The organism is Vibrio sp. MMG023 (assembly GCF_021654215.1).
Taxonomy (GTDB): domain Bacteria; phylum Pseudomonadota; class Gammaproteobacteria; order Enterobacterales; family Vibrionaceae; genus Vibrio; species Vibrio jasicida.
Genome location: NZ_JAKFZP010000004.1, coordinates 302,558 through 328,374, shown reverse-complemented (window position 1 = coordinate 328,374; position 25,817 = coordinate 302,558). Strand labels below are relative to the sequence as shown.

General features: G+C 44.5%; 20 protein-coding genes. 8 read left to right on the top strand and 12 right to left on the bottom strand.

Annotated elements, in window-relative coordinates; translation table 11 throughout:
* Positions 1–2: 2 nt before the first annotated feature.
* The gene (locus L1076_RS14965; RefSeq protein WP_039977147.1) at positions 3–377 is read right to left on the bottom strand and encodes an MmcQ/YjbR family DNA-binding protein; all 375 of its coding nucleotides are present in this window, start codon (positions 375–377) and stop codon (positions 3–5) included.
* A gap of 19 nt (positions 378–396) precedes the next feature.
* Entirely contained in the window at positions 397–1,308 is a 912-nt protein-coding gene (locus L1076_RS14960) for a LysR family transcriptional regulator (protein ID WP_237303904.1), read from the bottom strand.
* 230 nt (positions 1,309–1,538) lie between these two features.
* On the opposite strand from L1076_RS14960, the gene L1076_RS14955 reads away from it, so the two are divergent.
* Positions 1,539–4,415: an amylo-alpha-1,6-glucosidase gene (locus L1076_RS14955; protein WP_237303903.1), complete on the top strand. Its 2,877-nt coding sequence runs from the start codon at positions 1,539–1,541 to the stop codon at positions 4,413–4,415.
* 101 nt (positions 4,416–4,516) lie between these two features.
* Here the strand turns inward: L1076_RS14955 and L1076_RS14950 are convergent, their stop codons facing one another.
* The gene (locus tag L1076_RS14950) at positions 4,517–5,410 is read right to left on the bottom strand and encodes a LysR family transcriptional regulator (RefSeq protein WP_237303902.1); all 894 of its coding nucleotides are present in this window, start codon (positions 5,408–5,410) and stop codon (positions 4,517–4,519) included.
* 160 nt (positions 5,411–5,570) lie between these two features.
* Here L1076_RS14950 and L1076_RS14945 point away from each other — a divergent pair, with 160 nt between their 5' ends.
* The 4 genes from L1076_RS14945 to L1076_RS14930 all read left to right on the top strand — a co-directional run bounded on the left by L1076_RS14945 (position 5,571) and on the right by L1076_RS14930 (position 12,252).
* Positions 5,571–6,440, top strand: coding sequence for a Vmh family MBL fold metallo-hydrolase (locus tag L1076_RS14945; protein WP_237304062.1), 870 nt, complete (start codon positions 5,571–5,573; stop codon positions 6,438–6,440).
* A 404-nt stretch (positions 6,441–6,844) separates the two neighbouring features.
* Positions 6,845–9,103 (top strand): type VI secretion system tip protein VgrG, encoded by a 2,259-nt coding sequence (tssI, locus tag L1076_RS14940; protein ID WP_237303901.1) that lies wholly within the window; start codon positions 6,845–6,847, stop codon positions 9,101–9,103.
* Complete coding sequence (locus L1076_RS14935) at positions 9,085–9,678, top strand: DUF4123 domain-containing protein (protein ID WP_237303900.1); 594 nt, start codon at positions 9,085–9,087, stop codon at positions 9,676–9,678. The genes tssI and L1076_RS14935 overlap by 19 nt, the downstream gene beginning before the upstream one ends.
* Positions 9,679–9,690: 12 nt before the next feature.
* Entirely contained in the window at positions 9,691–12,252 is a 2,562-nt protein-coding gene (locus L1076_RS14930; RefSeq protein ID WP_104037689.1) for a LysM domain-containing protein, read from the top strand.
* Between the two features lie 23 nt (positions 12,253–12,275).
* On the opposite strand, the gene L1076_RS14925 is transcribed toward L1076_RS14930, so the two are convergent.
* From L1076_RS14925 to L1076_RS14895, 7 genes are all read right to left on the bottom strand, one after another.
* Positions 12,276–13,358, bottom strand: a complete 1,083-nt coding sequence (locus L1076_RS14925) for an SUMF1/EgtB/PvdO family nonheme iron enzyme (RefSeq protein WP_237303899.1) — start codon at positions 13,356–13,358, stop codon at positions 12,276–12,278.
* A 187-nt stretch (positions 13,359–13,545) separates the two neighbouring features.
* A complete protein-coding gene (locus tag L1076_RS14920) occupies positions 13,546–15,120 on the bottom strand; it encodes a DEAD/DEAH box helicase (RefSeq protein WP_038882423.1) in 1,575 nt (524 codons plus the stop codon).
* Between the two features lie 264 nt (positions 15,121–15,384).
* Positions 15,385–17,781 (bottom strand): carboxypeptidase-like regulatory domain-containing protein, encoded by a 2,397-nt coding sequence (locus L1076_RS14915; protein ID WP_237303898.1) that lies wholly within the window; start codon positions 17,779–17,781, stop codon positions 15,385–15,387.
* Positions 17,782–17,857: 76 nt separating this feature from the next.
* Entirely contained in the window at positions 17,858–18,550 is a 693-nt protein-coding gene (locus L1076_RS14910) for a DUF916 domain-containing protein (protein ID WP_237303897.1), read from the bottom strand.
* Entirely contained in the window at positions 18,547–18,981 is a 435-nt protein-coding gene (locus L1076_RS14905) for a DUF4402 domain-containing protein (protein ID WP_102387886.1), read from the bottom strand. The genes L1076_RS14910 and L1076_RS14905 overlap by 4 nt, the downstream gene beginning before the upstream one ends.
* A 66-nt stretch (positions 18,982–19,047) precedes the next feature.
* Positions 19,048–19,482: a DUF4402 domain-containing protein gene (locus tag L1076_RS14900; RefSeq protein ID WP_038865086.1), complete on the bottom strand. Its 435-nt coding sequence runs from the start codon at positions 19,480–19,482 to the stop codon at positions 19,048–19,050.
* Positions 19,483–20,286: 804 nt separating this feature from the next.
* Positions 20,287–20,997, bottom strand: a complete 711-nt coding sequence (locus L1076_RS14895) for a lipoate--protein ligase (RefSeq protein ID WP_237303896.1) — start codon at positions 20,995–20,997, stop codon at positions 20,287–20,289.
* 241 nt (positions 20,998–21,238) lie between these two features.
* On the opposite strand from L1076_RS14895, the gene L1076_RS14890 reads away from it, so the two are divergent.
* Together L1076_RS14890 and L1076_RS14885 are read left to right on the top strand one after the other, a co-directional pair.
* Positions 21,239–21,694, top strand: a complete 456-nt coding sequence (locus L1076_RS14890) for a hypothetical protein (RefSeq protein WP_237303895.1) — start codon at positions 21,239–21,241, stop codon at positions 21,692–21,694.
* Between the two features lie 79 nt (positions 21,695–21,773).
* Entirely contained in the window at positions 21,774–22,100 is a 327-nt protein-coding gene (locus L1076_RS14885; protein WP_038865090.1) for a DUF4156 domain-containing protein, read from the top strand.
* Positions 22,101–22,212: 112 nt separating this feature from the next.
* On the opposite strand, the gene L1076_RS14880 is transcribed toward L1076_RS14885, so the two are convergent.
* Both L1076_RS14880 and L1076_RS14875 read right to left on the bottom strand, forming a co-directional pair.
* On the bottom strand, positions 22,213–23,241 hold the full coding sequence (locus L1076_RS14880; RefSeq protein WP_042602148.1) for a hypothetical protein: 1,029 nt from the start codon (positions 23,239–23,241) through the stop codon (positions 22,213–22,215).
* A 432-nt stretch (positions 23,242–23,673) separates the two neighbouring features.
* Positions 23,674–24,822 carry a PLP-dependent aminotransferase family protein gene (locus L1076_RS14875; RefSeq protein WP_045407963.1) on the bottom strand — a complete coding sequence of 383 codons (1,149 nt, stop codon included), beginning with the start codon at positions 24,820–24,822 and terminating at the stop codon, positions 23,674–23,676.
* Positions 24,823–24,946: 124 nt separating this feature from the next.
* Between L1076_RS14875 and L1076_RS14870 the strand changes: the two genes are divergently transcribed.
* Positions 24,947–25,816, top strand: a complete 870-nt coding sequence (locus L1076_RS14870; RefSeq protein ID WP_038882412.1) for a helix-turn-helix domain-containing protein — start codon at positions 24,947–24,949, stop codon at positions 25,814–25,816.
* The last annotated feature ends 1 nt before the right edge of the window (position 25,817 follow it).

The following is a 25,817-nucleotide window of genomic DNA, read 5'->3' as shown; positions in this document are numbered from 1 at the left end:
CATTACTTCGCTGGTGGCAGTTCAATGCCGAGTTCATCGCGTTTTCGTTTACTCAAGCCAAGTGCAACCAATCGATAAGATTCTGACAAATAGTACTTTAGCTCTTCGTCTAGGCGTCCGGAGGTTTCCGTTTGCTGAATCCACTTCATTCCACGGTTTGCGAAATAAGGGGCAGGAATATAGCCCTCATAATCACTTAAAAAGTCGAAGTTTAAAGGGGAAGTCTTAAACGTAAATGCAGGCTGCTTGTCTTTACTCCAACCACCAATAGCAAACACCTTTCCACCGACTTTCCAAACATGCGCGTCGCCCCACTGAACAACGTGGGAAGTGGCAGCGAATGAGCCGCAGAATTGATTAAATTCATCGTATGTCATTGGGTTACCTCAATAGTGATTAGCTTAAATTTTGCGCTAACTTAGTGATGTGTGCAATCAAAGCCAAGTGAGATTCCGAGGTTTCCATTCTATGGCGATAGATGCCGACAGTACCCGGCTTAGGCTGTGAATCCACGGTTAAGATTTTCAACCCGAACGATTGTAAGTAGTCGCTCAGGTGGCTGGTATAAGACATCACCGCTATGCCACTTTTTAGTACATCAATACTCGCAAGTAACGAATCGACTTCGTAAGTTGGGCGGTTATCAAGTTGCTGACGTTCCCTTTCGTTTTGCTTGGGAATTGGGTTGTCTAAAACATGGTTAAACTTTTTTGCATCATAGGTGACGGATAGGGCGGGGTATTCATGGAGCATTTGTTTCGTCACTACTTTACCTAAAAGTGGATGATTGGGAGAGACAAAGTAGGCGTCAACAGTTTGAAATAAAGGAATAAAAGTAACATCACACTTTGACGACAACCCTACAATTTCATGACCAATGAAGAATTCAATTTGCTCATTAATCAAAGAATCCATTAAGCCTAAATGATTGCCAAATTCGACGTGTGTAGATGCGGATGGTTGATGAGACAAATGTTTATCTAAGGCTTGCTTTACGAACAAAGGCCACCACGCGTCTCCAGTTCCTATTTTTATTTTGCCGACTTGATACTGCTTCCTCTCTTCAATGCCTTGCATCATTTGATTGTATTCGTGCTGCATCGCATCGCTATGACGATAGAGAATACGACCAAATTCGGTTAGAACCATACCGCTTTGGTGGCGTTCAAAGAGTGTGACGCCAAGAGACTCTTCCAGCTTTTTTAAATTACTCGTCATTGTCGGTTGGCTTAGTCCGGCCATCCTTGCGGCGGCACTTATGCTTTGACAGCGAGCAATCAGTAAAAATTGCTGTAGAGATTTGTCCATTGTTATTCCCCTTTTTAAAACAAGGTTTCTTGAAGGTATTGTGCACAATTTCTTTTATAAATCACAAATCTGCTATCTGACATAATTGAATTTATTAGTGTTTCATAGATCTAAATCACTATTGGTGAGCAACATATAGATATTGTCTATAAAGCTGGCGCTGTTACCTATTTTTCTCTGAAGAGCGTGTTCCTTAGACTGTCGCCAAAATAACAATCTAAGGGATGAACATGAAACCAAGTTTTATTGCGCTTGCTGTTGCTGCAACGATGGGATTAGTTGGATGTGGTTCAGATTCTGATACCACGGAGATCGTCGATAAACCAATTATTTCGGAAGATCTTTACTTGCGCGGATTGAATGGCGATTGGGGGACTGCAGAACACGCGAAGCTGAACTATTTAGGGAACAATGAATATGAAACCGTGTTGCGTGTAGCGCGAGGCAGTAACCAATTCAAGATTGCCGATCCTGGCTGGCAAATCCAATACACTCATTTTGAACAGCCTGCGATGTTTGATAAGGCTCAGGACTACTTACCAAAACCAGAAACGAATGAAGCGTGTATGAATGACGACTGCAATTCGGAAATCACGTTTGAAGATAAAGGTTACTATAAGTTCTCTGTGAGTTTTGCGGATGAAAGCAGCGCGACGATGACCGTAACAAAAGCCACGCAGGAAGAGGCAGAGAAGTATTACTCAGATGCTATTTTGGATCCTGAAATGGTGCATGAGGGGCATCAAAATAAAGAACTAAAACTGTTCCGAAACTATGATGACAGCAATGAAACAGTGACATTTTCAGTCAAGGACCCTAAAGCAGATCTGCGTGAATTTGGCATCTCTACCACGACGGAACTGCGAGACGCTCTGGATCAAGGCATGGTGATTACGGAGAAAGAAGGACCTCGCGTCGTATCTGGCGATCTCGCGTTTGATGCACTGTTCGCTTTGACGATGAAAGAGCTCGATCAACTTGCGGTGTCTGAGATCAAAGACGGCAATTACAACTACAACAAACCAATAAAGGCAGAAGTGTTTGAGACAGGTGCCAAGTGGCATTACGTTTGGACTCGTGATTTGGCATATGCGGCCGACCTTTCCCTTGCGTTGATGAATCCTACGCGTGTTGAAAACGGTTTGGAATTCAAACTATCTGCGTTCCGTGACTCAACAGATCAACAATACGATGGTGAGCAAATCGTCCAAGATACAGGCACTGGTGGCAGTTGGCCGATCAGTACCGATCGAACAACATGGGCCTTAGGGGCAGAACGTTTACTGTCGGCACTGGATGGCGAAGCTTACAACCAATTTGCAGAGCGTGCTTACAACGCAGTTAGCAACACGCTAGAAGCCGACCGTTTAGCGGCGTTTGATCAAGATTCAGGCCTTTACACGGGAGAACAGTCTTTCTTGGATTGGCGTGAACAGACATATTCTACTTGGACGCCTGATGATGTTAATGCGATTGGTAGTAGCAAAGCGTTGTCTACTAACGTGGTTCACTATCGAGCAATGCGATTAGCGGCGAAGTTGGCAGAACAATTTGACTCAAAAAACGCGGTGAAATACGCAGATTGGGCTGAGCAGTTAAAAACGGCAATCAATACTGAGTTTTGGAATGAACAGCGTGGTATGTACGTCAGCTACCTGTTTGACAATGGGCAGGATATTGCGGTCGATAAATATGACATGCTAGGTGAAGCGCTTGCAATTATAAGTGGCATTGCAAGTGATGCTCAAGCGAAGCAAATTATGGAAAACTACCCTCATAGTGAGTTTGGTGTGCCAGTTTACTTCCCTCAACAGCCAGGTGTTCCGGTTTATCACAACCGTGCGATTTGGCCATTTGTCACCGCATATAGCTTGCGCGCTGCACATCAAACTCAAAACGTAGAAGCGGCGAACAATGCGATTCAATCTTTAGTTCGTGGTACGGCAACCAACTTATCGAATATGGAAAACTTGGAGTGGTTGTCTGGCAAATCGTTCATTATTCATAGCGACCATGGTGCAGATGCTTCTCTTGATGGCCCAGTAATTAACTCCCAGCGCCAGCTATGGTCGGTAGGTGGTTATCTCAATATGGTGGTCGAAACTATCTTTGGTATACACACTGAAACAGGGCAATTGGAAGTGAAACCGTTCATTACAGGATGGGTTCGCAATCAACTTTTTGCTCAATCAGATCAGATTACATTGGAGAACTTTAGCTTCAAGGGTAAAAGCTACTCTGTGACGGTTCACCTGCCAGAAGTACAAGATGAGTCAAACGGTTACTATCCAGTGGAAGAGGTGACGGTTGATGATAATGGTCACTACCAAGTCACCTTGGGTAGTCTTGTTGCTGACGACAGCAGTATAAAAGTGGTTGATGGAGTCAAACCTTACGCAACGGAAAGTGAAAAAGTCTTTTCTCCAAAAGAACCCAAGCTCGATGTCGCTCGCGCTAACAATAATGTGACGATTGGTGTAACGAGTGACTACAACATTAACTTGTACCGCAATGGTCAACTGATCCAAAGCAATGTTAACGGAAAAGAGTACAGCGATACCTTAAGCGGTTATGCGTGTTATTTGGCAGAGAGTATTAATGAACAAGGCTTCCGTTCTAACCCAAGTGAACCTGTTTGTGTTGGCGAAGATATTCGCGTCAAACTCGAGGGTGATTACCAACCGCTAAAAGACGATGTATCGGTAGTCATTGTCAGCAAAGATAGCGGTGATGTAAATGGTCTGAGTGCTTTCACCGTCCCTACCAACGGGCGATACCAGTTGGCGGCGTGGTATAACAATAACCTAGGCCAACTAAACACCGGTATTACTAACGCAGTGAAAGAGCTCGAAGTTCTCGACGACTCTGGTCAGTCAGTTGGTAAAGGTTACATTCAAATGGGCCATATTGGTGAGAACAAAGGTATGCGTTACTCAACACCGATTGAAGTCTCTCTAGAGCAAGGCAAATCATACCGACTGGTTCTCAAAGATCATTTCAATATGAGTTACTTGAAATCTAATGAAACCTACATTTACTCAGGTGGCGTAGATGGCGAGATGAATGAAGCGCAGATTGCTGATATCCGCATCACACCGCTTCAATAACGTGAATTGAAGTTCTGAGAAAAAGCCGCTGGTTTATCCAGCGGCTTTCTATTTAAGTAACCACTGGATGTTCGTTGTGACGTGAATGCTCAGAAAAGTGCTTACCAACGCTTGGATTCCGACATGCTAATGGAGAGATGGTCGATAAAGGCTCTTAATAACGGTGTGACTTGTTTACGTGTGCCATAGATGGCATGAACGCCTAACGTTTTTGGGTGCCATTCCGGTAACAGCTGAATCAACTTACCCTCAGTGAGCATATCCTTCACAGTTGGGTAGGGCTGTAAGCTGATTCCGTTACCATTTAAAGCGGCAGCAAGCAGTACTTCTGGGGTATTCGCGCTGATATTGCCTTTGATGGAGACTGACTCATCACCGTTTGGTCCATAGAATATCCACTCAGAACGACCAAAATAGCTAAAGGAAAGACAATTGTGGTGTCCTAGGTCTTGGGCGTTTAATGGTGCGCCTTTTTGTTCGATATATTTGGGGGACGCACATATCACCGAGCGGCATTCACCTAATTGCTTTGCTACGACATTAGCAGGCAACTCATTGGTGATGCGTATGGCAAGATCAATGCGTGATTCCACGAGGTTTATGGTTTCATCTGTCGACACAATATCAATCGCCACATCAGGCCACTTTTCAACAAAGCTTGTGATTGCGTCAATTAGGAAGCTACTCACAATGGAATAGCTAGCGGTAATACGCAATTGACCTTTTAGATTCACTCGATTTTGGTTTCGGATTCCGCTTAGGGATTCTTCAAGTGCAAGTAACTCTCGTGCAATCTCAAGCGTCTCTTTCCCTGCACTGGTTAAACTGAGGCTTCGAGTTGTGCGGTGGAGCAGACGAGTATCCATCCACTTTTCGAGCTCACCTAAATAACGTGTCACTTTAGTTCGCGAAAGATCGAGATGCTCAGCGGCAGCACTTAAGCTTCCTCGCTCTACTATCGTGACAAAGACGTTCATTGCCTCAAGTCTGTCCATTCTGCTGCTTCACTTTAAGAAAATCACTGTCGTAGTATATGTCCGGATTTCGCAACAGTGAAAGTTAATTTGCTGTCTATTTCATCTAAAACCAATCAAATAAGATGACCTCAACACTAAACGAGCCACATGAGTTGGTTCTCTAATACGGAATAAGATGATGAATAAGCGTTCAATTACTCTACTGATCACAGCACTAGCGGCATCGAACTATGTGTCGGCTGCGGACTTAACGATTACCCACTACAACCCCGGTGAAAATGCGATCTTTCCTGCAAGCTCTGTGCTTGTTTCTGGTGAAAAAGAGCTGATGTTGTTTGACGCACAATTTAGCATCAAAGATGGAAAAAAGTTGGTGGAACAGATTAAAAAGAGTGGCAAAGAGCTGTCGATGATTTACATCAGCAGCGGTGACCCAGACTATTATTTTGGCTTAGAGCCTATTGTTGCGGCATTCCCTGATGTAAAAGTGGTTGCGAGCGAAGCGGTTGTTAAACATATCGAACGAACAAAAGATGCGAAACTGGCGTACTGGGGACCTATTTTGGAAGAGGGGGCACCATCAAAAATTGTTGTGCCTACTGTACTCAATGACAGCACTCTGACGCTTGAAGGTAAGCGCATTGAAGTAAAAGAAATCAATACTCATGATGCTTACCTTTGGGTACCTTCGGAGAAGACGGTATTTGGTGGAGTATCGGTTTACAGTGGCGTTCATGTTTGGATGGCGGACACTCAGTCGAAACAAGAGCGTGCTCAATGGTCCCAATCGCTGGAGCGCATGAAAGCACTGAAACCAAAAAACGTCATTCCGGGACACTACCTAGGTGATATGCCGAAAGGTGTGGAAGGTGTTCAATTCACCATAAACTACATCGAAGATATTGAGCAGACGTTAGAAAAATTAAGCAAGCCATCTTCAAGCGAGATTTCGGCAGCGATGAAGGCTAAGTACCCTCAGTTTGCTGCCACAGAAGGCGATCTAGAATTGGGTGCGAAAGTGCTAAGTGGTGAAATGGAGTGGCATTAATCTAAGCCTACTATTCGGCATACTACCCAAAAACAGCCCCTCATTGTGAGGGGCTGTTGTCGTAATGGCGTTGCCAGTCGTCGACGTGGTTTACGATGTGATTGCTGATGAGTGGTAAGTAATTAAAGGCGTGTTCAAAGCTTCAGAACAATTCTTGCCGAGTTACGTCACATACTGACACATTCAAAATCGGTACATGACCGATTAAATAACCATACAAAAAGTCATATTTTTGGTGTCACAGATGATTGGTGTATTTGTCCCCAATAAATACCTAGTCTAACGCGCAAATTATCTGTTAATTCATCACGGTGATGGACGTCATATAACTTGATACAGTTTGGCCAATTTAGTGTCTGTAGGGGTGTTAACACACTTCTTCATTGTCATAAGAGTCGAACAGTATGGTAAATGATGTGGATTTCACCTTTTATGTTTCTGGGTTCTCCGGTCCATTTAAAGTCGAAAGCTTCCGGATTACGGAAACAGTCTCTTCTCCCTTTGAAATGAACCTGACGGTGTTGTCCGACAACGATGCCATCACGTTTGAAGCCTTAAGCCGAAAAATGGGCGTCCTGAGCCTGTTTGGTCAAGGTGTAGGAACGGCTCGCCAGTTTAACGGCAGTATCTCTGAACTTCGTTACTTAGGCTCTGGTCGCCGCTTCTCGCGCTATCATATTACCTTGGTTCCACACCTCTGGTTTCTCACTCAGCGCCAAGACTGTCGCATCTTTCAGATGCAAGCTGCGCCCGACATCATTCGTCAGGTCTTTGATGACGCTGGCATGAGCGATTACCGCTTTGAGTTGTCAGCGCAATACGAAGCGAAAGAGTACGTTCTCCAATACCGTGAAAACGACCAGCATTTTGTGCAGCGATTAATGGCAGAGCATGGCCTTTGGTATTATTTCGAGCATAGCGAAGCTGGGCATACCATGGTCATTGTCGATAGCAACGATGCGATACCTGAGCTCATCAGTTCACCCACTAATGCTTCTTACCTAGGACCTGTGATTTATCATGCCCAAGGTGGTGGTACGCCAGATCGAGAACATATCTTCGACCTCGAACAAACGCATCGTACTCGCACTGGCATCGTTAGTTATGGCGATTACAACTATCTCACTCCGAAAATCCCACAAGGAAAAAGTGCGGATGAAGGCCCGAACTTTGATTTGCAGCGCTACGACTATCTTGGCCGTTATACTTCACCAGACTTAGGGCAGCAGCGTGTAACGGAGTGGATGTCCGAATACACAGTGGACAGCCATCAGATTGAAGCTGCGAGCGATATCATGCGTCTCACCGCAGGCTACAGCTTCGATATCAGCCAGCATCCTCGTTTAGGCATCAACCGTGATTACCTCATGTTGACGGTGATGCACACTGGCTTTAACCCTCGTGTGCATGAGGAAGAGTCGAGCGATGAGCCTACAACTTATCACAATCAGTTTGTCTGCTTACCACGAGATGTGACATTCCGTGCACCTAAAATGGCGTCACCTGTCGTTGATGGTCCTCAAACTGCCGTTGTAGTTGGTCCTGCGGGTGAAGAAATCTACACCGATGAATATGGACGCATCAAAGTTCAGTTCCATTGGGACCGTTACGCACAAAGCGATGAGCATAGTTCATGTTGGCTACGTGTCAGTCAATCAATGGCAGCACCCAACTGGGGAGCAGTCTATCTACCTCGTATTGGTCATGAAGTGATTGTGACCTTCCTAGAAGGTGACCCTGACCGCCCACTAGTGACGGGCGCGGTTTACAACGGTTTACACACGCCGCCATACCCATTACCAGAAAACAAAACGCGCACAGTGTTTAGAACCCAAAGCCATAAGGCTGAAGGTTACAACGAAATGTACTTTGAGGATGAGAGTGACCAAGAAGAGGTTCACTTCCGCGCTCAAAAAGACATGAAGACCAAAGTGCTCAATAACCGTTATCGAGACATCGGAAATGATGAAGAGTTAAAAGTCGGCAACAACCAAGAAAATAATATCTTAGGCGACCGTAAAGAAGTGATTGATGGGCATAAAACCTCCATCACTAAGCAAACCTTTATGGAGCAGGTTGAGGAAGATGTTCACGTCACTTACAACGCGAATGAATCCGAGAAAATAGCCAACAACCGAGACTTGTACATCGACGAAAATCGTCAAACTTTGATTGGTAAAGACGATTCACTGGAGGTAGGGCAAGACCAAAACACGGTAATCATGGCATCGCGCTCTATTGATGTGGGGGCTGACGACACACATAGCATCGGCAATAACCTCAGTGTCGAAGTGAACGGTAACACCTCTATCCGCTCTGATGGCGAAACGGCGGTGGTCTCAGCGGATGAAATCAAGTTCCTCGTTGGTGCATCCAGCTTAGTGCTAAAGAGCAGCGGCAACATCCATTTAAACGGCACCTCCATTACCATTGATGGTGCGAGTAGTGTCACCGCAACGGGTGGAAAAGTAGACATCAACCCGGGCGGCGCGGCAAACGGCAACAGCAGCGTTTCTACAAGGCGTCCTAAAGGATTATCTATAGCGAAGAAAACACCACCTGTTATGTCTCCGGCCGCTTATAAAGGGTTTGTTGAAGACGGTGGCTTAATGCAAGAACTGTGTGATTGTGGGAGCGGTAAAACATGTCAAATACACAGCTAAATCCAAACTGGCGAATTCAAGGTAATACCCAACCGAACCTAATTACGAATCAACAAGCGTACGCGATTATCGAACCTCTTCTTTGGCCTGAATGGAAAAAGAAATTGGAGGTGCATCTTGAGTCATTCGAGGTTATCCCGTTGATGGCTGGTACTCGTCTATCACACCTCAATGAGGGGCCTGTCTTAGTTTCTATCGGGTCATCAGAAGAGGCACTTCAGGCATGCGTAGCTAAGATGAGCCAGACACCTTGTGGTTGTTTGGTTTGGAGTTCGCCATCTCACTCTTCTTCGGAGGTCGCAGCCTCATTGCGTCAGCGTCTCTTTGTGTCGCGCAATCAAGGAGAAGCATTGTTTCGATTTTATGAGCCCAGAACTCTAGTACCTTTAATGGCAGCATTAAGTGATGAGGAGCGACGACAAATGTTTCCTTTACTCTCATCTCTACATTGGCATAGCAAACAATGGCTAAGTATTAACTTATCCCACGCTAGTGAGGCTACTACGTCAATTCAACCTTGGACACTCTCGCAAGAACAACTGAGCACAATGCAAAACATTGCGCAGCAATGGTAATGGACGCGTTTCATGAGTAACAAAACCTACGTAATTAAACCCGGTGACACCCTTATTGGCATCGGTATCGAACAAAGTGTTAACTTCAACATCTTGTTAGAGCTAAACCCCAAGTACCAACCAAATCCTGATTTAATCCAAGTTGGCGATACCTTAATCCTTCCTGGTCAGGAAGAGGAAGATCCTACCCCTGTCGAGTTTCCGGTAGAGCCAATCGCCAAAATGTGTCCAAAAGAGAAAGGGACAATTGTGGCGCCGCCTTTGTGTGAACCAAAGGAAATTGAAGATATCATTTTTGCCACGGGTGAATCAGCGAACCGATTCTATTGCCTAACGAAAGAATCGGTGGAAAAGCTTGATAAGGAAATCGAAGAAACGACGAAGTTATTTCAATGCTACAGTGACCTAGTCAATCAAGCTCCAACGGGTAAAGAAACATGGGCTGAGTTGGAAAAGCATACTCAAAAGCGAGAAGCCTTATGCGCCGACCTGATATACGCAGGCATATTGCCAGATCCCAGCCGTAAAAATCCAGCAAGTGTCAAAGCAGAACAGTCTCAAAAAGAAAAGGTTGAGAGAGAAAAAGCTTTAGAAAACCAGCGAATGGCTAACGCTAAAGTAACCGAGCTAAAAAGGCGAATCCGCTACATTGAGGAATACTCAAACTGGTTTGGCACTGAAGGCTCTGCCATTGAGCTAAAAGAGCGTTTGACTGCGACAGTCGTACCAAACCTTAAGAAAGAGCTTGCGAAGTGGGAAAAAATGGCCAAAGTTCCACCAACCAAAGAGAGCTCTTCTGGCAAGCCTGTTGATGCTAAAAAAATGGCGGTAAAAGAGAGAGCATTGGATGGCATTGTAACAAATACTGGGGTCAGAGAGTTGTACTCGATTAATCGCGGCGTTTACACCTATGTTCGAGAAGCATTCTTTCAAGAGGAAACGACCGTTCGTAACAGTTGGCGAAATACCTCGAATACTAACAACGCAAACCGAGCATTACGTACGGGAAAAATCAAAGAATTTGGTAAAGCTATCGCTGACGATATCACCAGCGACCTTGAGCAGAAAAAGTTTGCTCCTGATATTAAAGCCAATCTTGCGAAGTGGCAGGCGCCCGGTGGAAAAATTGCTGAATGGAAATCGACGGATACACTCTTACGCGACGATGAAGGCAATACAATGTTTGCGGTGAGTTCTGAGGCGCAACTTGGTCGCTGGGGAATGCAAGCGGCTATCGACGCTGAGTTAAACCCGTTTGAGAAAGACGAGCACGGCAATGCGAAAGGAAACGTAGATTTAGGTGTAGGTGCTTCTGCGGGTTTTTCAGCCTTTGAAGCAGCCATTACGGCAGAAGTCTTCTTACCTAGCGATGCGGGTTATACGCCATGCCTAAACTACACCGATGCGAATGGTCAATCAGCCGTGCACTCCTTTGGTAGTTTCCGCTTTAATGCCAAAATGAAAGTGGGTTGCTTTGTGGGCGTAGTTGCGCAAGTAAAAGGCGATGCCAGTAACAGAGAACCGGAAACAGGTGATGATGTTGGGATATTGTTTGATCCCCATGTCAGTATGGGCAATGCAGGAGGTGGTCGGATTGGCATCAAGGCCAGTGTTTTTGGTGGTGGCCAGTTAAGTGGTGAGTTTGCAGGTGGCGTTCAATGGAAAGCGCCAGAAATAGATCAAATCACAAACTTTAACTCTTTGGCTGAAATTCAGACCGAAGGTAATGTTTCCGTTGGTGGTGGTTATAACGCAGATTTTGAGATCTATCTAGATGGAGCACAGTTTTTCCTTAAGATCTCAGCCAAACTGGTTTGGGGAGCTGGTGGAGGTGGCGGTTTTTCGGTCGCTATCAACGCACAAGAAATCTGGGACCTCACAAAAGTAATCTGGCAAGGACTTCAGTATGTAGATTACCGGATGCTGAAGAACATCAATAGCCAAGCATATGAATACTTGGCTGATGCTGCTTATTTTGCATTTACTGCCGCTGATTTTATCAAATCTCCAGATGATGCCCTTAAAATGGCAGTTACTGCTGGGAAAGCTAGTATTGATTTTATAAAGACTGAGAGGAAAAAGTCCCTAGCTCTTGAAAAAGAAGCCGCCACTCTTTCCGATAGGATTTTAAACACATCGACACGCAGCGGTGTACCGTTTGATCAGCTTCCGCCGGAAGCAATAGGCCGAATGCTAGATACTCTTACTCGAACGTTTCTTTTAAATTGGGAAGAAAAGCAAGAAGACGCTATTTGCACTCTGCTGTCACAAAGTACTTACAGCTGGCACAAGTTTGAAGAGATCTTAGCGAGAATGAATGAAAAGGGAGAAAAAGAACGTGGGGAGGATACTCTTTTTAATAACATCCAACGTCTAAATGCCATTCTTGATGGCTCTCAGCAAAATGAGTTTAATAGGTGGGTGGCATCATTAGCTGAAAAGAACTTAATTAAAGAGGTAGCAAATATCCCATTTGATCCTTACAAAGGTAAAGCCTTTGCACGCAAGCTAGCTCATGTAAATCAGCAATATGCATCAATCTACGGTGGCTCTACTCCTAACCAATACGTTTAAATATTGGCCCTTTCGGGCCAATATTATTTGGAAATCGGTTTTGAATCGTGAATCGTACAACGGAAGCTGTGGGTTGGGGAGTAAGCTTCAAGAAGAGTATTCTCTCCGTAGCGACCAAAGGTCATCTTGTTACTCCTATTATCACGTAGGACTTTTTGCGTTCCTGTACTTGGTCCTACGGGATTCCTTTCCGCGGAGCGTAGATAGTAGTCTTTTTCGTACCAATCATTAACCCACTCAGAAATACCATTACTCATTCCATAAATGCCTAGTGGATTAGCTGGCCATTGAGCAATATATTCTTCACTACTCGTACTACTATTTACTTCTGAAGGGAGTATATCTATATATTTACCCATATCTGGATCAAAATATTGTCCTTCAGTTAGAGAACGATAACCATCATTGGTTGCATAATAGTAATGCTGTCCGCGACTCCTTGCTGCATACTCCCACTGCGCTTCAGTCGGAATATCAAATTCTAAAGTGGAAACTTTGCCTAACCACTGACAGTAATCCTTTGCCTCTTGCCAAGATTTTGTATATGCAGGCTCGTTGTGTTTTAAGTTGTATTCAATAGCTTTTTTATATTTTTCATCAGTGCGCTTCATAGGTTTAGATTTTAAAGGAATAACACTAACGAAGTTGGTTAACGCGACGGGTAAGTTACTAATCTGGCGCATCCACTCCATATCCATAAAGCTTGTTTCATATTTTGAGATCAAATAGGAGTCGAGTGTCACTTTGTGCAAGTACTGAGCACCAAACATACTACTCGCAAAATGACTTAAACACTGCGCATCTGGAGACCAATCTAAACGGTTTTCAGTTTTCGTTGGGAAATCACAATCCATCTTGAAATCTCCCATATCAAAGCTGCCACCTTCGACGAACACCATGTTCTCGATCGCTCGTACCACCACTTCTGCCGCTTTCTGCTTCTGCTCTGGAGTTGCTTCTGGGTAAAGCTCATTGATATTCGACGTTATCGTATCGATTTGCTTTTGTGAAACGGTCTCGCTAGACAGCGCAATTGCAGAACTCTCGCTATTGCACGCAACTAATAAAGGAAGCGCACAAGCCATACCTAACCATCTGTTTTTCATTTGGTATTCCTTTTACTTTATGGGCATATTTTACGCAAAAATAAAAGGAGAGAACAGTTTCAAAGCGACTGTATAACTAGTTATAACGACTGCGTTCCTGCTTTTGGGCGAGTAGATTCCAAACGCGCTGGATAAAACAAAGCCGCTGGTATTATCAGCGGCTTTGTCGTTTTAACTCGGTATCTAATTACTTAGCAGTTTGCGGACGTGGCTTACGACGTTGTCCTGATGGCTTGTTGCCTGACGGTTTACCGTTTGAAGGCTTTGCGCCAGCTGGCTTGCCGCTGTTAGGCTTGCGGTTACCTGATGGTTTGCCACCGTTACCGTTTTTATTTGCGCCCGGTTTGTTCGCTCCAGACTGGTTGCTATTCGGCTTGTTACCGCTTGGCTTGCCGTTTGAACGAGCTTGACCGTCACGATTGCCTTTTGGTTTACCAGCGCCGCCTTTACCTGCTTCACCTTTGCCGTTTTTGTTGTCGCTGTTGAAGCGACGCTTTGGTTTGTTGTTACCGCCGCTATTTTTCTTCTCAGCGGTTTGACTGTTTTCACCTTCTGCTTTTGGCTTCTTAGGCTTTTTCGGTTTCTTAGGCTTGATTGGGCGAGTATCCAATTTAGATTCTGGAACCACATTGGTTGGTGCAAAGCCCGCTAGCTCTTTACGTGGAAGCAGTTGTTGAATCAAACGTTCGATGGCAAAAAGCTCTGATGCTTCAAGTGCGCACACTAGAGAAATCGCTTTACCCACTTCACCAGCACGGCCTGTACGACCGATACGGTGAACGTAATCTTCTGCCACTTTTGGTAGCTCGAAGTTAACCACTTGAGGAAGCTGAGGAATATCGATACCGCGTGCAGCGATGTCTGTTGCTACCAGCACACGAATCTCGCCAGATTTAAAATCAGCCAACGCTTTAGTACGAGCACCTTGGCTCTTGTTACCGTGGATCGCTGCCGCTGGTAGCTTTTCGTCCACTAAGAATTTCGCCAGGCGGTTTGCACCGTGTTTAGTGCGAGTGAAGACCAGTACTTGTTTCCAATCACCATCTTTGATCAGTTTTACCAGCATCGGTGCTTTCTTCTTCACGTCTGATGGGTAAATGCTTTGCTCTACAGTGCGTGCTGTCGAGTTTGCAGGGTTCACTGAAATCTCAATCGGGTTGTTCACAAGGCCTTTCGCAAGGTCACGAATCTCATTCGAGAATGTCGCAGAGAACAGTAGGTTTTGACGTTGCTTAGGCAGCAAATCAAGAATCTTACGAATGTCGCGGATGAAGCCCATATCCAGCATGCGGTCCGCTTCGTCCAATACGAGTACTTCTAGTTGGTCGAACTTCACCGCGTTTTGGCTGTAAAGATCCATCAAGCGGCCTGGGGTTGCAACCAATACGTCAGCACCTTTACGTAGACGCTGCATTTGTGGGTTGATCTTAACACCACCGAACACAACAGCACTGTTTAGCGATAGGTGACGGCTGTACATGAACACGTTTTCTTGTACTTGAGCTGCAAGTTCACGCGTGGGTGTAAGAATAAGTGCACGAACATGATTACTACGAACGCGAGGGCCGTTTGACAAGCGTTCTAGGATTGGCAGCGTAAAGCCCGCTGTTTTACCCGTACCAGTCTGCGCTGCTGCCATGACGTCTTTCCCTTCCAGAATTGCAGGAATTGCTTGAGCCTGAATTGGCGAAGGGGTGTCGTAGCCTTTTTCCTGAATAGCTTTAAGGATTGGAGCAGATAGACCTAACGAGGTAAAACCCATATGTATGATTCTCAATTGTTGAGTTAGATAACAAGGCGTCGAATTTATGTGCGACGCGAAAAGTGCGCCATTCTGAGGCTTTTAGGCGTCGGCTTCAACTATTTCTGTTACCGATGAATAGTTGATCCAGATCTCACTTCCGAATCGGTGACAGCGGCTGGGGATGACCTCTCTGTGTTTTTAAAATAGGTGGAGGAGGGACTTTATTGGTGCTGTTACTATATTTTTCTTTTGAATCATAAGCTTTGGTTGTTTTTCAATGTCTCAGTGAAAGTCAGAGACTTGGTAGTTCAGCTCACTTATCCAAAATTCATTGTCTAGGTGGGCTTGCATCATTCTTTTTTGTTGTCCGTTTTCTAGAGTAATAAGATAGAGTCCGGACGTGAGTCCTTCGACCATATAAAAGCCATCCTTCTCTATTTTGCTTGAGAATTCCATATCGTTGGCAATGTGTTTGAAATGGAGATAGCTGTGGTCTTCAAGTGGGCCTTCGATTACTCCATCAATACCAAAAGAGGCGATCAAGACCACGGATATTTGTGTAACCCCCGCTTGGCGAGTATTGACTAGAATGGGATTGTGTTGCGTTGTTAAGTTGAGGTCGAGGGCGCTCTCATCAACATGGATAGAAAGGTTATCGTGGGCAGGAACTTGATGGAAAACAAACTCGCCGTTTTCATCACTCATCGCGAATTGGTCAAGCACACGCAAATTGACATTTGGGATCACGTTGCCTTGTTGATCGACGACGGTGCCGACAAGCTTGGCATAACTGTATTTGCTCCAATCTAATATTTCGGCAATGTTGTCGTCGAAATGGCTGCGAATCCCGGCCTCCGTAGTAAGCTCAATACCATAATGTTCGTGGTTGCCGAACAGTTTTATTTTGAAGTTTGAGTTTACGCGTGCTTCTAACGTTGCGGATAATTCAACATTGTTATTGGTATAACTGGCAGACAGGTTCGACATCACTTCTTCAAAATACTGCCCATAGTTAATCCAGCAATCGGTACAAATATTTCGCAACGAAGCTTCAGTTTGTTCAAGAGAACCGGATTTATCCCATGCCCCTTTTACACGCCATGAGGTATCAGAAAAGCCATTCTTGGCGAGCTCAATAGTATGTAAAAAGTCGTCGATATTTTCTATCTGGTCGCGTGTGTAATTGGATTCAACGCGGAGAAAAAGGTTACGTGCAACTTTTGCACTGAGTTGAGGTGAGATTTGGTACTTATCATCTTCACGTCTTAAATCAAGGTAGGCGTTATAGTAAGGGCCTGAAAAGCTGTATTTTAAAGCGTCATACAACTCGGAATTCCGCGTGAAATTCACCGTCTTGTTGAGCTCTAAGCTTAACGATTGTGTGCGACCAAACTGCATATCCAACTCAATAGGAAAACGTTGTAATTCAGGAATCCAGCCCACATGCATTGCAAGCCAGTGGCGTGGGAGATAGCGTGTTTGGAAAGCCAAGAGCGTGTCGTGTTCTGCAATTAACGCGGTGCTGCCAAAAGTGAGGTAATCATCAATGCCATATTCCAAAATACCTGCGCCAACTTTTGCCTTTTCAAAGTCGGCGATGAGATCTATCCCCCATTGCCCTTTTGGAAGGAAGCCACCATCCAAACCTGCGATAATTACTTCCTCTTGCTGCCAAACACCTTTGGCCAAGTAATAACGGAAAGTGAGAGTATCGCCCGGTGCAATGTTACTTTCTTCTATCACAAAGCGACCAAAATCATCAGAGCGGTATGAGCTTTGATAAACCCCGTTGACTAAAAGATCGATGTTGATGTTTGGCTGGGTTGTCCTTTCCAATTGAAGGTTGCCAAATTTTGGCACCGTTTTGTGGTTGGAGTAGTGAAAGCCATTTTCGAGAATCACAGGATTCGAGTAGAGACCACCATCCAATAACACATGTCCAAGTTCAACTCGGTTGTGGTTGTCTGGTTGAGCGATTGTGATGTTGTAGTATGCCACTGGATGATCTTCTCGTGAATCTACAGACATTTGGCCAATCCAATTTTCTGTACTCAATAGAGAATCGGAGAGCAGGTGTCCTCCCTCCTTGTTATCGCTCTCATATGACGCGGTTGCGGAAAGGCGAGTGGAAAAGCCCAACGTTGATAGCGGTCTGACTGAGGGTTGTCGCGTCAACTGTTCGAGTCGTTTGGCTCTATCTCGAGAATCACGTTTGAGTTTTTGAATTTCCTCCTCTAATTCCGAGGGGGATTTATAGCCCTTGTCGATGATGAGTTGGTAGTCTTCGATATACCAACGAGCTTTAACGGGTAAGCAGTCATTAAGGCTACGCCAATGGATAAGCCATTCCTCTTCATAAAAAAGGATCTGGATAGGCTGTTGCGTTGAATTTGATCGGTAACATACGTGACGGCTTAGGTCGATAATGAAAGCGGGGGTTTCTCGTGCCACGTCTTGAGGTAGGTGTATTTCACAACGCTTATGAACGCAGTTTCCGTGCATTTCCAATAAGTAAGCAATACTGCTCTCGATAGGCAGGTAGGGCTGTTCCTCGTCATCCATCATAACACGATAAAAACTGTCCCCCACATTACCCAAACGAACCTCGATGTGAGCAGGATACAAGGCTAACTGCGATGGTTCGTTGGCGAATAACGGAAAAGATAGGGCGAAGATCATTGACAAGCACAGCCCAATGTAACGTAGTCTCATTCTCGTTAGATTGGGCTTAGCACGTGAATCGATGTAAGGGAGGTTACAAGGTGCATTCGTGTAGTGATTGTTCGTCTTGTATGATAAGAATCTTACTCTTGGCCGGAAGTCGTTTCACGAGCTCAGATTGTCGAAGCAATACCAGCCTCTCTTGATGATTATCGGTGTTGAGCATCGCATTAAATTGATATCTGCCTTTGTTTTGGATGCGTAACTCACCTTGTTTACATTGGATGGATACGTCTTGTTGAACCTCGCCGCGTTGTGCGTAAACTGGGATGTAGCTGTTTACTCGGAAGTCGAGAGCAAAAGAGGGCCCAGAGCTTTGAGCGTCTGCGGTTTGGCTTTGAACCAAAGTGATAGGAGAGAACCACAAGTAAGCTCTATATTCGCCGTTGTCTTTATCTGCTGGTAAAGCGCTAAACCTCAAGCGAATCGTACGTCGTTGGTTTGGCTTTAACTCTCGAATGATCGGCGGAGATACTTTGATCCACTTTGCAATATCTTCTGTTTGCGCGATGTCTTTGTCGGTGCGGGTGACACCTCTCGAAGTGATAGGGCGATAAACTGGCTTAATTTCAAGCCTAATGGGTTTGTCTGAGTTGTTTTCTACGATGATCTTCTCTGTCACTGATTGATCCGCATTCAGCACCAAACGGGTGGGAGCAATCAGCAATTGCGCATAGCTGGGGAATGAGACAAATATTGTCGTGAGTAATAGAACTAGGTGCTTCATCGATAATTAACCTCAAAAGGAATGGTGCCAGAGTAGCTGCCTGCTGGAAATTTTGCGCCTATCCGAATTTTTGCGCCGATACACAACAATTTGCTTCTTCCGTTGCTGTTTATTTTTGAGCGCCCGCGTTTAGATAAACCACACCCATAAAAAATTCGACGAACCTTAATTTTTCGAGATGATTTGTCATGATTAAGGTATTGGTTGTTAGGTACGGTGACGGTAATTTTTCGTCCCGGCTCACCGTCTACATAAAAACGGACAACGTAAAGTTGACTGTGGGTTGGGTTGGAAACTGCATTTTGACCTCGTCCAGATAAATATATTCCTGGGAAAGTGATATCCATATTTTCTGGGACGATCGTCAATGCCAAGCAACTTTGATGAGTTAATAAAAATAACCCTAAATAAAAAGCGACTTTTAATGGCATGATATTCTTATTTTGATAATGGCGGCATTAAAACATTTCCGCCATTTCATTAAATAATACTATTGATTACTGGTAAGTAACATCAACTGGAACGCTAGCAGAGTACGTACCTGCGACAAGCGTTGCTGTTGATACTTGTGCTGTGCCACCAATTTTAAGCTCAGCAGTTCCACCTGTTAGTGTCAACGCAGGAGAGAAGTCGAAGGTTGCTGCAACGTTGTTTGCACCATTTACAAGGTTAGTACCAGAGATAGCAACATCAACCACTTCGCCAGCGCCGCCGTCGATAGTGAATGTTGCAGCGCCCGCATCACCTTGGGCAATGACAACGTCTGTTGTACGGTCTGATGTGATAATACCGAAATCAAGATTAGACGTTCTGGTCATAGTGATCGCTTGTTTTACTTCTAACGTTGCGTCGAAAGTATCGCTAACGGCAAAAGCATTCATTGATGAAAAGGTGATAGCAGATAGCGCAGTAACTTTTACAAATGTATTCATTTCTTTACCTGTTGTGTTTTGGTTTGAGTAAAATATTCTTATATGTGAGACAAATAACTAGCGGTTGGTATATTTGTCAGTTGAATAAAATACACAGAAAGCATAGCTTGTAAAAATATTTCTATAATTAGATAGTTTATATATAAATAAGTTGAACAACGGTCACATAAGCTATTAGCGGTTACTAATTAAGCTGGTATTATATTGTGGCTAAAAAATTTAAATAAATTAACCATATAAATAATGTGTAGTTATTAGTTGCATAAAAATAAGGTGAATATTATTCAATATAAGTATTATCAAGCTTTAATGAAGAGGATGTTAATGTAGGCTTTAATAATTAAGGTGTAGTGATTGAGACATAATTGAATTTAATCTCGGTTATAACATTAAATACTTATACCCAAGTAACCTCAAGATGCTAGGTTCAGCGAGAGTGGCTTGGTTTGTAGACGCGGCGGCGATTTAAAGGTCTAGTGGACCTAAATCAAGAATCGGCAACAAAGTATACAAACCAAGACAACTCGCCCTTCGGGAGCGTGTCATTGACCCGACTTCTGTGTCAAACAACTTGGAAAGAGCTGGCTATTACGCTGCGTTGTTTTCCTTGATCTCGAATCAATGACAGCGCTCTGAATCCTGCATCTTGAAGTCACTTGGGTATATAATATAGTGCTGGTGGTAAATAAGGCTCAACCCTTATGGTCGACATAAGCAAAAGCACTATTTGAGATGCAGTGTCGGAGAGACTTTCCCACGCTCTGTGATTAGCTCTCAAAAGAGATGAGAGCTTATTATGAGAGTCTAGTCTTGCTTGGCGCGATCTAAAAAAGTTTGAGTGATGAGCTGGAACAAGGCATCCACACTCGGTCTTTGTTCAATATGGTTAAATAGGGGGGTGTGAACATCACCGCGAATATGATCGGTATGGCCGCACAATTGATTGCACAGTTTTACCGGTTCAACGATCTTTTCTACGTCCGCATCAATAAGAATGCAGGCCTGAGAGAGCACCACTTGCCCGCCTCCCTTCTTCAGTAAGACTCGTTGTGCGGTTCCGACCACTTTTTGTCCATTGATGTTTAGGTTGTAGTCCCCATCACAATATGAGTTTGGTGTTGCGTGCACATCAACCTTCACACCGAGTTGTTCAAAGAAAACCTCTAGGACAGAACATAAGTCGAGATACGCTTTTTTGATGTCGTATGGCTGACCTTCTGGCCAATGATAAATATGTGAGAGATTAATGATTCCTGGGACTTGTGGGACTGGTGCGCCCCCCGTTTTTCTCGAGAATAGCTTCCAGTTTGTGTCTTCAAGGCCTTGTTCAAGCTCATCCGAAATTAGCCACTTTTTTCCTGCCGGAAGAACCAGTGTTGGGCTCTTCACTTGCCATAACAGTAGGACTTGAGAGAGTTGATCTGTCTGCACGAGTTTGATTAGCTCATCTTCTTTACTGAAAACATCTGCGACTTCAGTGCATTGATAGCGGATCAGTTTATTTTTGGAAGCCAAATTCAGTCCCTCTTTTCATCTACCCTTCAGTTTTACTCCAATTCCTTCACAAAATCCAATCACAACTCTGTTTTTATTTGAAAGTAAATGTTCATTAAAAACATTAAGTTAAAACCTTCATGTGCAAATATCGAGTCAGGTTTATAATTTGTTTTAATGCAAATGTTGCGTATGCAATGATTGTTGTGTAATCTTTATTTTGTACCGCTACTCACATCAAATCAAAAAAGAGAATATCGCCATGAAAAAGTCACTCAGCCTAGCTCATCGACTCAGCTCTATCAGTGCCTATCTGCTCATCATGAGCTTTTTTATTAGCACCGTGTTGGTTGAATTATTTGGTGATCACCAAGCTATCTTGTTCGTCAAAACCTATATTTCTTATGCGATTTGGGCAGTCGTACCATTAATGGCAATCACTGGAATTACTGGTGCTAAGATGGCACCGAATGTGAAAAAAGGGCCTTTAGCTGCGAAGAAAAAACGCATGCCTTTTGTTGCCTTGAATGGTCTGCTGATTTTGGTTCCTGCTGCAATTTACTTAAAGTACTTAGCGGGAATGGGTCAGTTTGATTACATGTTCTACATTATTCAGGGGATTGAGTTGCTTGCTGGCTTCATCAATCTTACCTTGATGACGCTGAATGTTCGTGATGCTCGCGCATTAAAGGCATCAAGAAAATCAATGCTTGTGTAAAGCATAAAAAATTTTTGTTGTTCATTGCTTAAACGATAAATAGAATCCGCAGTCTATTTAATTCTAAGGCGATGAAATTATGAAAAAGTTAATGACTGGTGCAGCATTAGCAACGTTATTAACTGGTTGTGTGACGTTCCCAACACAAGAATCAGAGCAAGTAAAAGTGATTTGGGATGATGTAAATGCAATCGAAAACTGCCAACACCTTGGTACAGTAATGGGCTCAGAAGGTCACTTCTACGATTACTGGCTCCATGCAGACAAAGACATGGTTTGGGGCACATTAAACCAAATGCGCATAAAAGCAGTGGAATTGGGTGCAGACACGCTTTACTTGTATCAACCTCTGGGTTTCTCAAGCTCGGTCACTATGTTCGCTAACGCGTATCAATGCCAAAACTAAGCTTGGAACAAACGAATAAAAAGCAGACTGTCGACAGTCTGCTTTTTTGCTTTATGCCCCCCCAATTTTAAAGGGGGCTGCAAGGAACGACAGGACAGGCCGTTCTTGAATTTTAGTTCAAGCTTGCGGTCGCCATGGCAACGGAATCGGTAAACGATACACTGAATGCGTCATCGGTATTGAGCACTTTGGCAGGAAATTCCAAGCTTAGCTGAGTTTGAGGCGCCACTTCAGATTCTACACTGGTAATGAACTTCCGAGTTTCTCCAGGAGAAATCGTCAGGTCGCTGTTTCCCTCTGGACCAAGTTCAGCAATACCAATGGTTGCTAGGCCATTACCTTCACCATCCACCAAACTCAACAGTGATTCGGATTTGTAAATCAACTCGCCTTTATCGGTTTGGTACGCTCTGAAGGTGTTAAAGCTTGGCTGTAAATCGCCTTCTGTTGCTAAGTTGGTCACAGAGAAAGTGACATTCGAGCCGTCAAATTTTTCGACTTTGACTAAGACATTCGCGTCTTGGTAACGAGCGGCTGCCGCAGCGGTTGCCAGCTCTTTCTGTCTTTGTTTCTCGCGTTCAACTTCAGCGATACGCGCTTCTTCCTCTGCAATACGTGTTTCTGCCATCGCGTAAGACTTATCTACCATCGCCAGTAGGGCAGGGATAGAGTAAGCAGACAAGCCCTCTAAGTGATCGAAGTCGATCTTCGCGTGAGTGGTCATGTTATTGGTCGAGAACTGACAGTGACCATCAATTAAGCTCACGAATGCGACTTCATATGTACCTTGTAACTTGCTTACTTCAACGCCGGCCTTCTCTATGTTGGCACGCACTTGTTTGATTTCTGCCAGCGACTGCTTAGGTAATGGGCCGTTTGGTGATACGTCGTTAGCCACAGAGACTAATGCTTCGGTCACGAATGGATTGTTTTTCTCTGGAACGACGGTAGTTACAAGGTTAGCTTGAGTAATATCTTCCCCAAGTAACACCGTCATTTTTTGCGATGCAGCGGTCTTATTACCGGCGAGAACGTCGCTACAGTTCGGTGAGTTGCTTGCATTTGCAGATGTTGCAGCAACGAGTGATAGCATGGCGGACAAGCCAGTGATGACGAGTCCTTTCGATGGTCGATTGTTCATCCTGATAACCCCTCTGGAATATGATGCGCTCAGCTAACGTTTGTTGCCCAACTTAGTTGGGATAGCGACATTCAGAATGGTTGTAGTTGCGTCCTCGCCACGTTCATCTTCACAAGACTGTTTAGTTGGCTTTTCTGCCCAACTCTAAATCGCGATAAGCCGTCACGATCAAAAGTGTTTGAATTCGTCGATGATGCTACAAGGTCGATGTCTTTTTTCTGAAAGATAGACGTAACTTTTCCAAGCTTCAAATCCGTGATCGAGATCTATTTTTTGCGATGGTGCGAGGATCAAGAGAAAACAGACACTTAACGTAGAGAGTTGATTTTGAGAGAAAAAAATAAATTTTTTTTGGAACTTTTTGAAACGCTACCTTTGAGACTTAATTCGCATCTCAAAGGCAGGTGTTTGGAAATCAAGGCGTAATTTTGACTACAGTGCGTTTAATACGTCCGCCAAACGGGTCACGGCAACTGTCAATTCTTCTGGTGTAGCGTTTGTAAAGTTTAAGCGCAGCGCTGCTTTTACTGCTGAGCCCTCTGGGTAGAAGACTGGGCTTGGTACAACCGCCACACCGTTAGTAAGCAGTGATTTTGCCAGCTCAAAGGTATCGCATTCTGGGATCTCTACCCATACGAACATACCACCATCAACAGGCTTGAGGACGCAGCTTGATGGAAGCTGTTTTTCTAGCTCTGCATACATCACATCGTAGCGAGACTTGTACAATTCACAGATGGTGGTGATGTGGGTGGCAAAGTTGTCATGTTGAAGCAAGCCGTGCAGTAGGGCTTGCATCGGTACGCTTGAGTGCAGATCGGCACCTTGTTTGATTTTAATCAGCGGTTCTAGGTAGCTAGTTTTACCCGTAACCACACCAATACGAAGGCCTGGCGATGCAATCTTAGAGAATGAACGCAGTACGATAGAGTTCTGTGGACAGAAATCAGAAACCAAAGGCAAAGCTTCACCAGAGAAACGCAGCTCGCGGTACGGTGCATCTTCGATAAATGCCACATTGTATTGAATACAAAGCTCTGCAACTTTTTGACGTGTTTCTAGTGCCCAGCATACGCCTGTTGGGTTATGGAAATCTGGCACCGCATAGAACATCTTCGGCTTTTGTTCAGCGAAGCACTGTTCTAGCTCTTCAAGGTTTGGACCGAACTCTGTTTGAGAAACAGTCACGATGTTTGCTTGAACCAAGCCAAACACCTGCATCGCACCAAGGTAGCTTGGGGCTTCCATTACGACTTTGTCACCTGGGTTCACATAAGCGCGTGCAATCAAATCCAAACCTTGCTGAGAGCCAGTCGTTACCATTGCGCTGTGCGTGTCTGGCAACTGGAAGTAATCCGTCAAGAAATTAAGCAGAGGTGTGTAACCGGCCGTCGAACCGTATTGGAAAACCTCAGGCATGTTTGCGAGATTTTCCAGTGTTGGTTTCATTAAATCGATTGGGAAGGTCTTCTCGTCTGGCAAACCGCCAGCAAGCGAGATGACGTTTTTATCGCTGGCAGCAGCGAGGATCTCTCGAATGTACGATGACTTTACTTGTTGTAGTGACTGTGCGATTTCCATGTGTTGTGTTTCTCGTATTTCTCATTGTTATGCGAGAAATAGTACATGGGAATTGCTTACTTTAGTGTGTCCATTTATGCTGTTAAACATGTCCATTTATGCTATTTAAGCCAAAAGACAGAATATGAGCCAACAACAAGTTTCCAGAATCAATGACGTACTGTTCTACATTCACCAAGACATTAGCAGAGAATTATCCGCTAAAGAGTTGGCTGACGTAGCGGCGTATTCTGAGCAGCACTTCCATCGGATTTTTAAAGAGGTGGTTGGCGAATCGATTCATCAATACATTCGTCGTACGCGAATGGAATACGCTGCAAACCAGTTGATGTTCGATACCAAATCGTCGGTATTAGAGATTGCCAATAAGTGCGGTTTCAGTTCGGTATCGTCATTCAGCCGTGCCTTTAAATCCACGTTTGATATGTCGCCCGGTGCTTGGCGCAAGCATGATTTGCATGTCGCGGAAAAGCCGTATCTCAAAGATCCAGAAGTGGCGGCGGGTTATCATCGCGTCGCCAAGCGTGCTTTACCAGATCCTAAAGTTGTCGAAGTGCCCCAACGCTTTGCGGCTTATGTTCGTCACGAGGGTTATAACCGTTCGATTCGCAATGCTTGGCTGGTGTTAAAAGCGTGGGCCAACTCTGAGAACCGAGACTTCTCTACGCAATATGGTTTGCATCATTCCAACCCGGCTTGGGTTGAGTTGGACAAATGTCGTTACGTGGCGTGCATGGCCATTGATAAACCGCTTAAGTATCGCGGAGTGGTGAACCAGATGACCATTCCGGGTGGCTTACATGCGGTGTTCAGGTTGACTGGTGTGTATGGTGAGCTGCTGCCTCAAATCAGTATGGTGTTGGAGAAATGGTTACCAAACTCGGGGTTCAAGCAACGCTCGACTCCTGCGTATGTGCATTATCATCAAAACCACTTTTTAAATCATGAAGAAGCGTTTGAATTAGATTTCTACTTGCCTATCAGTTTCTTCTAAC

Bases quoted from the DNA above. Each gene is read 5' to 3' on its own strand.
- L1076_RS14920 (WP_038882423.1), bottom strand. From the start codon at position 15,120: ATGGGTTTTACCTCGTTAGGTCTATCTGCTCCAATCCTTAAAGCTATT.
- L1076_RS14870 (WP_038882412.1), top strand. From the start codon at position 24,947: ATGAGCCAACAACAAGTTTCCAGAATCAATGACGTACTGTTCTACATT.
- L1076_RS14925 (WP_237303899.1), bottom strand. From the start codon at position 13,358: ATGAAAAACAGATGGTTAGGTATGGCTTGTGCGCTTCCTTTATTAGTT.
- L1076_RS14950 (WP_237303902.1), bottom strand. From the start codon at position 5,410: ATGGACAGACTTGAGGCAATGAACGTCTTTGTCACGATAGTAGAGCGA.
- L1076_RS14935 (WP_237303900.1), top strand. From the start codon at position 9,085: ATGTCAAATACACAGCTAAATCCAAACTGGCGAATTCAAGGTAATACC.
- tssI (WP_237303901.1), top strand. From the start codon at position 6,845: ATGGTAAATGATGTGGATTTCACCTTTTATGTTTCTGGGTTCTCCGGT.
- L1076_RS14905 (WP_102387886.1), bottom strand. From the start codon at position 18,981: ATGCCATTAAAAGTCGCTTTTTATTTAGGGTTATTTTTATTAACTCAT.
- L1076_RS14890 (WP_237303895.1), top strand. From the start codon at position 21,239: ATGAAAAAGTCACTCAGCCTAGCTCATCGACTCAGCTCTATCAGTGCC.
- L1076_RS14875 (WP_045407963.1), bottom strand. From the start codon at position 24,822: ATGGAAATCGCACAGTCACTACAACAAGTAAAGTCATCGTACATTCGA.
- L1076_RS14960 (WP_237303904.1), bottom strand. From the start codon at position 1,308: ATGGACAAATCTCTACAGCAATTTTTACTGATTGCTCGCTGTCAAAGC.
- L1076_RS14955 (WP_237303903.1), top strand. From the start codon at position 1,539: ATGAAACCAAGTTTTATTGCGCTTGCTGTTGCTGCAACGATGGGATTA.
- L1076_RS14880 (WP_042602148.1), bottom strand. From the start codon at position 23,241: ATGAACAATCGACCATCGAAAGGACTCGTCATCACTGGCTTGTCCGCC.
- L1076_RS14930 (WP_104037689.1), top strand. From the start codon at position 9,691: ATGAGTAACAAAACCTACGTAATTAAACCCGGTGACACCCTTATTGGC.
- L1076_RS14965 (WP_039977147.1), bottom strand. From the start codon at position 377: ATGACATACGATGAATTTAATCAATTCTGCGGCTCATTCGCTGCCACT.
- L1076_RS14900 (WP_038865086.1), bottom strand. From the start codon at position 19,482: ATGAATACATTTGTAAAAGTTACTGCGCTATCTGCTATCACCTTTTCA.
- L1076_RS14915 (WP_237303898.1), bottom strand. From the start codon at position 17,781: ATGATCTTCGCCCTATCTTTTCCGTTATTCGCCAACGAACCATCGCAG.
- L1076_RS14885 (WP_038865090.1), top strand. From the start codon at position 21,774: ATGAAAAAGTTAATGACTGGTGCAGCATTAGCAACGTTATTAACTGGT.
- L1076_RS14910 (WP_237303897.1), bottom strand. From the start codon at position 18,550: ATGAAGCACCTAGTTCTATTACTCACGACAATATTTGTCTCATTCCCC.
- L1076_RS14945 (WP_237304062.1), top strand. From the start codon at position 5,571: ATGAATAAGCGTTCAATTACTCTACTGATCACAGCACTAGCGGCATCG.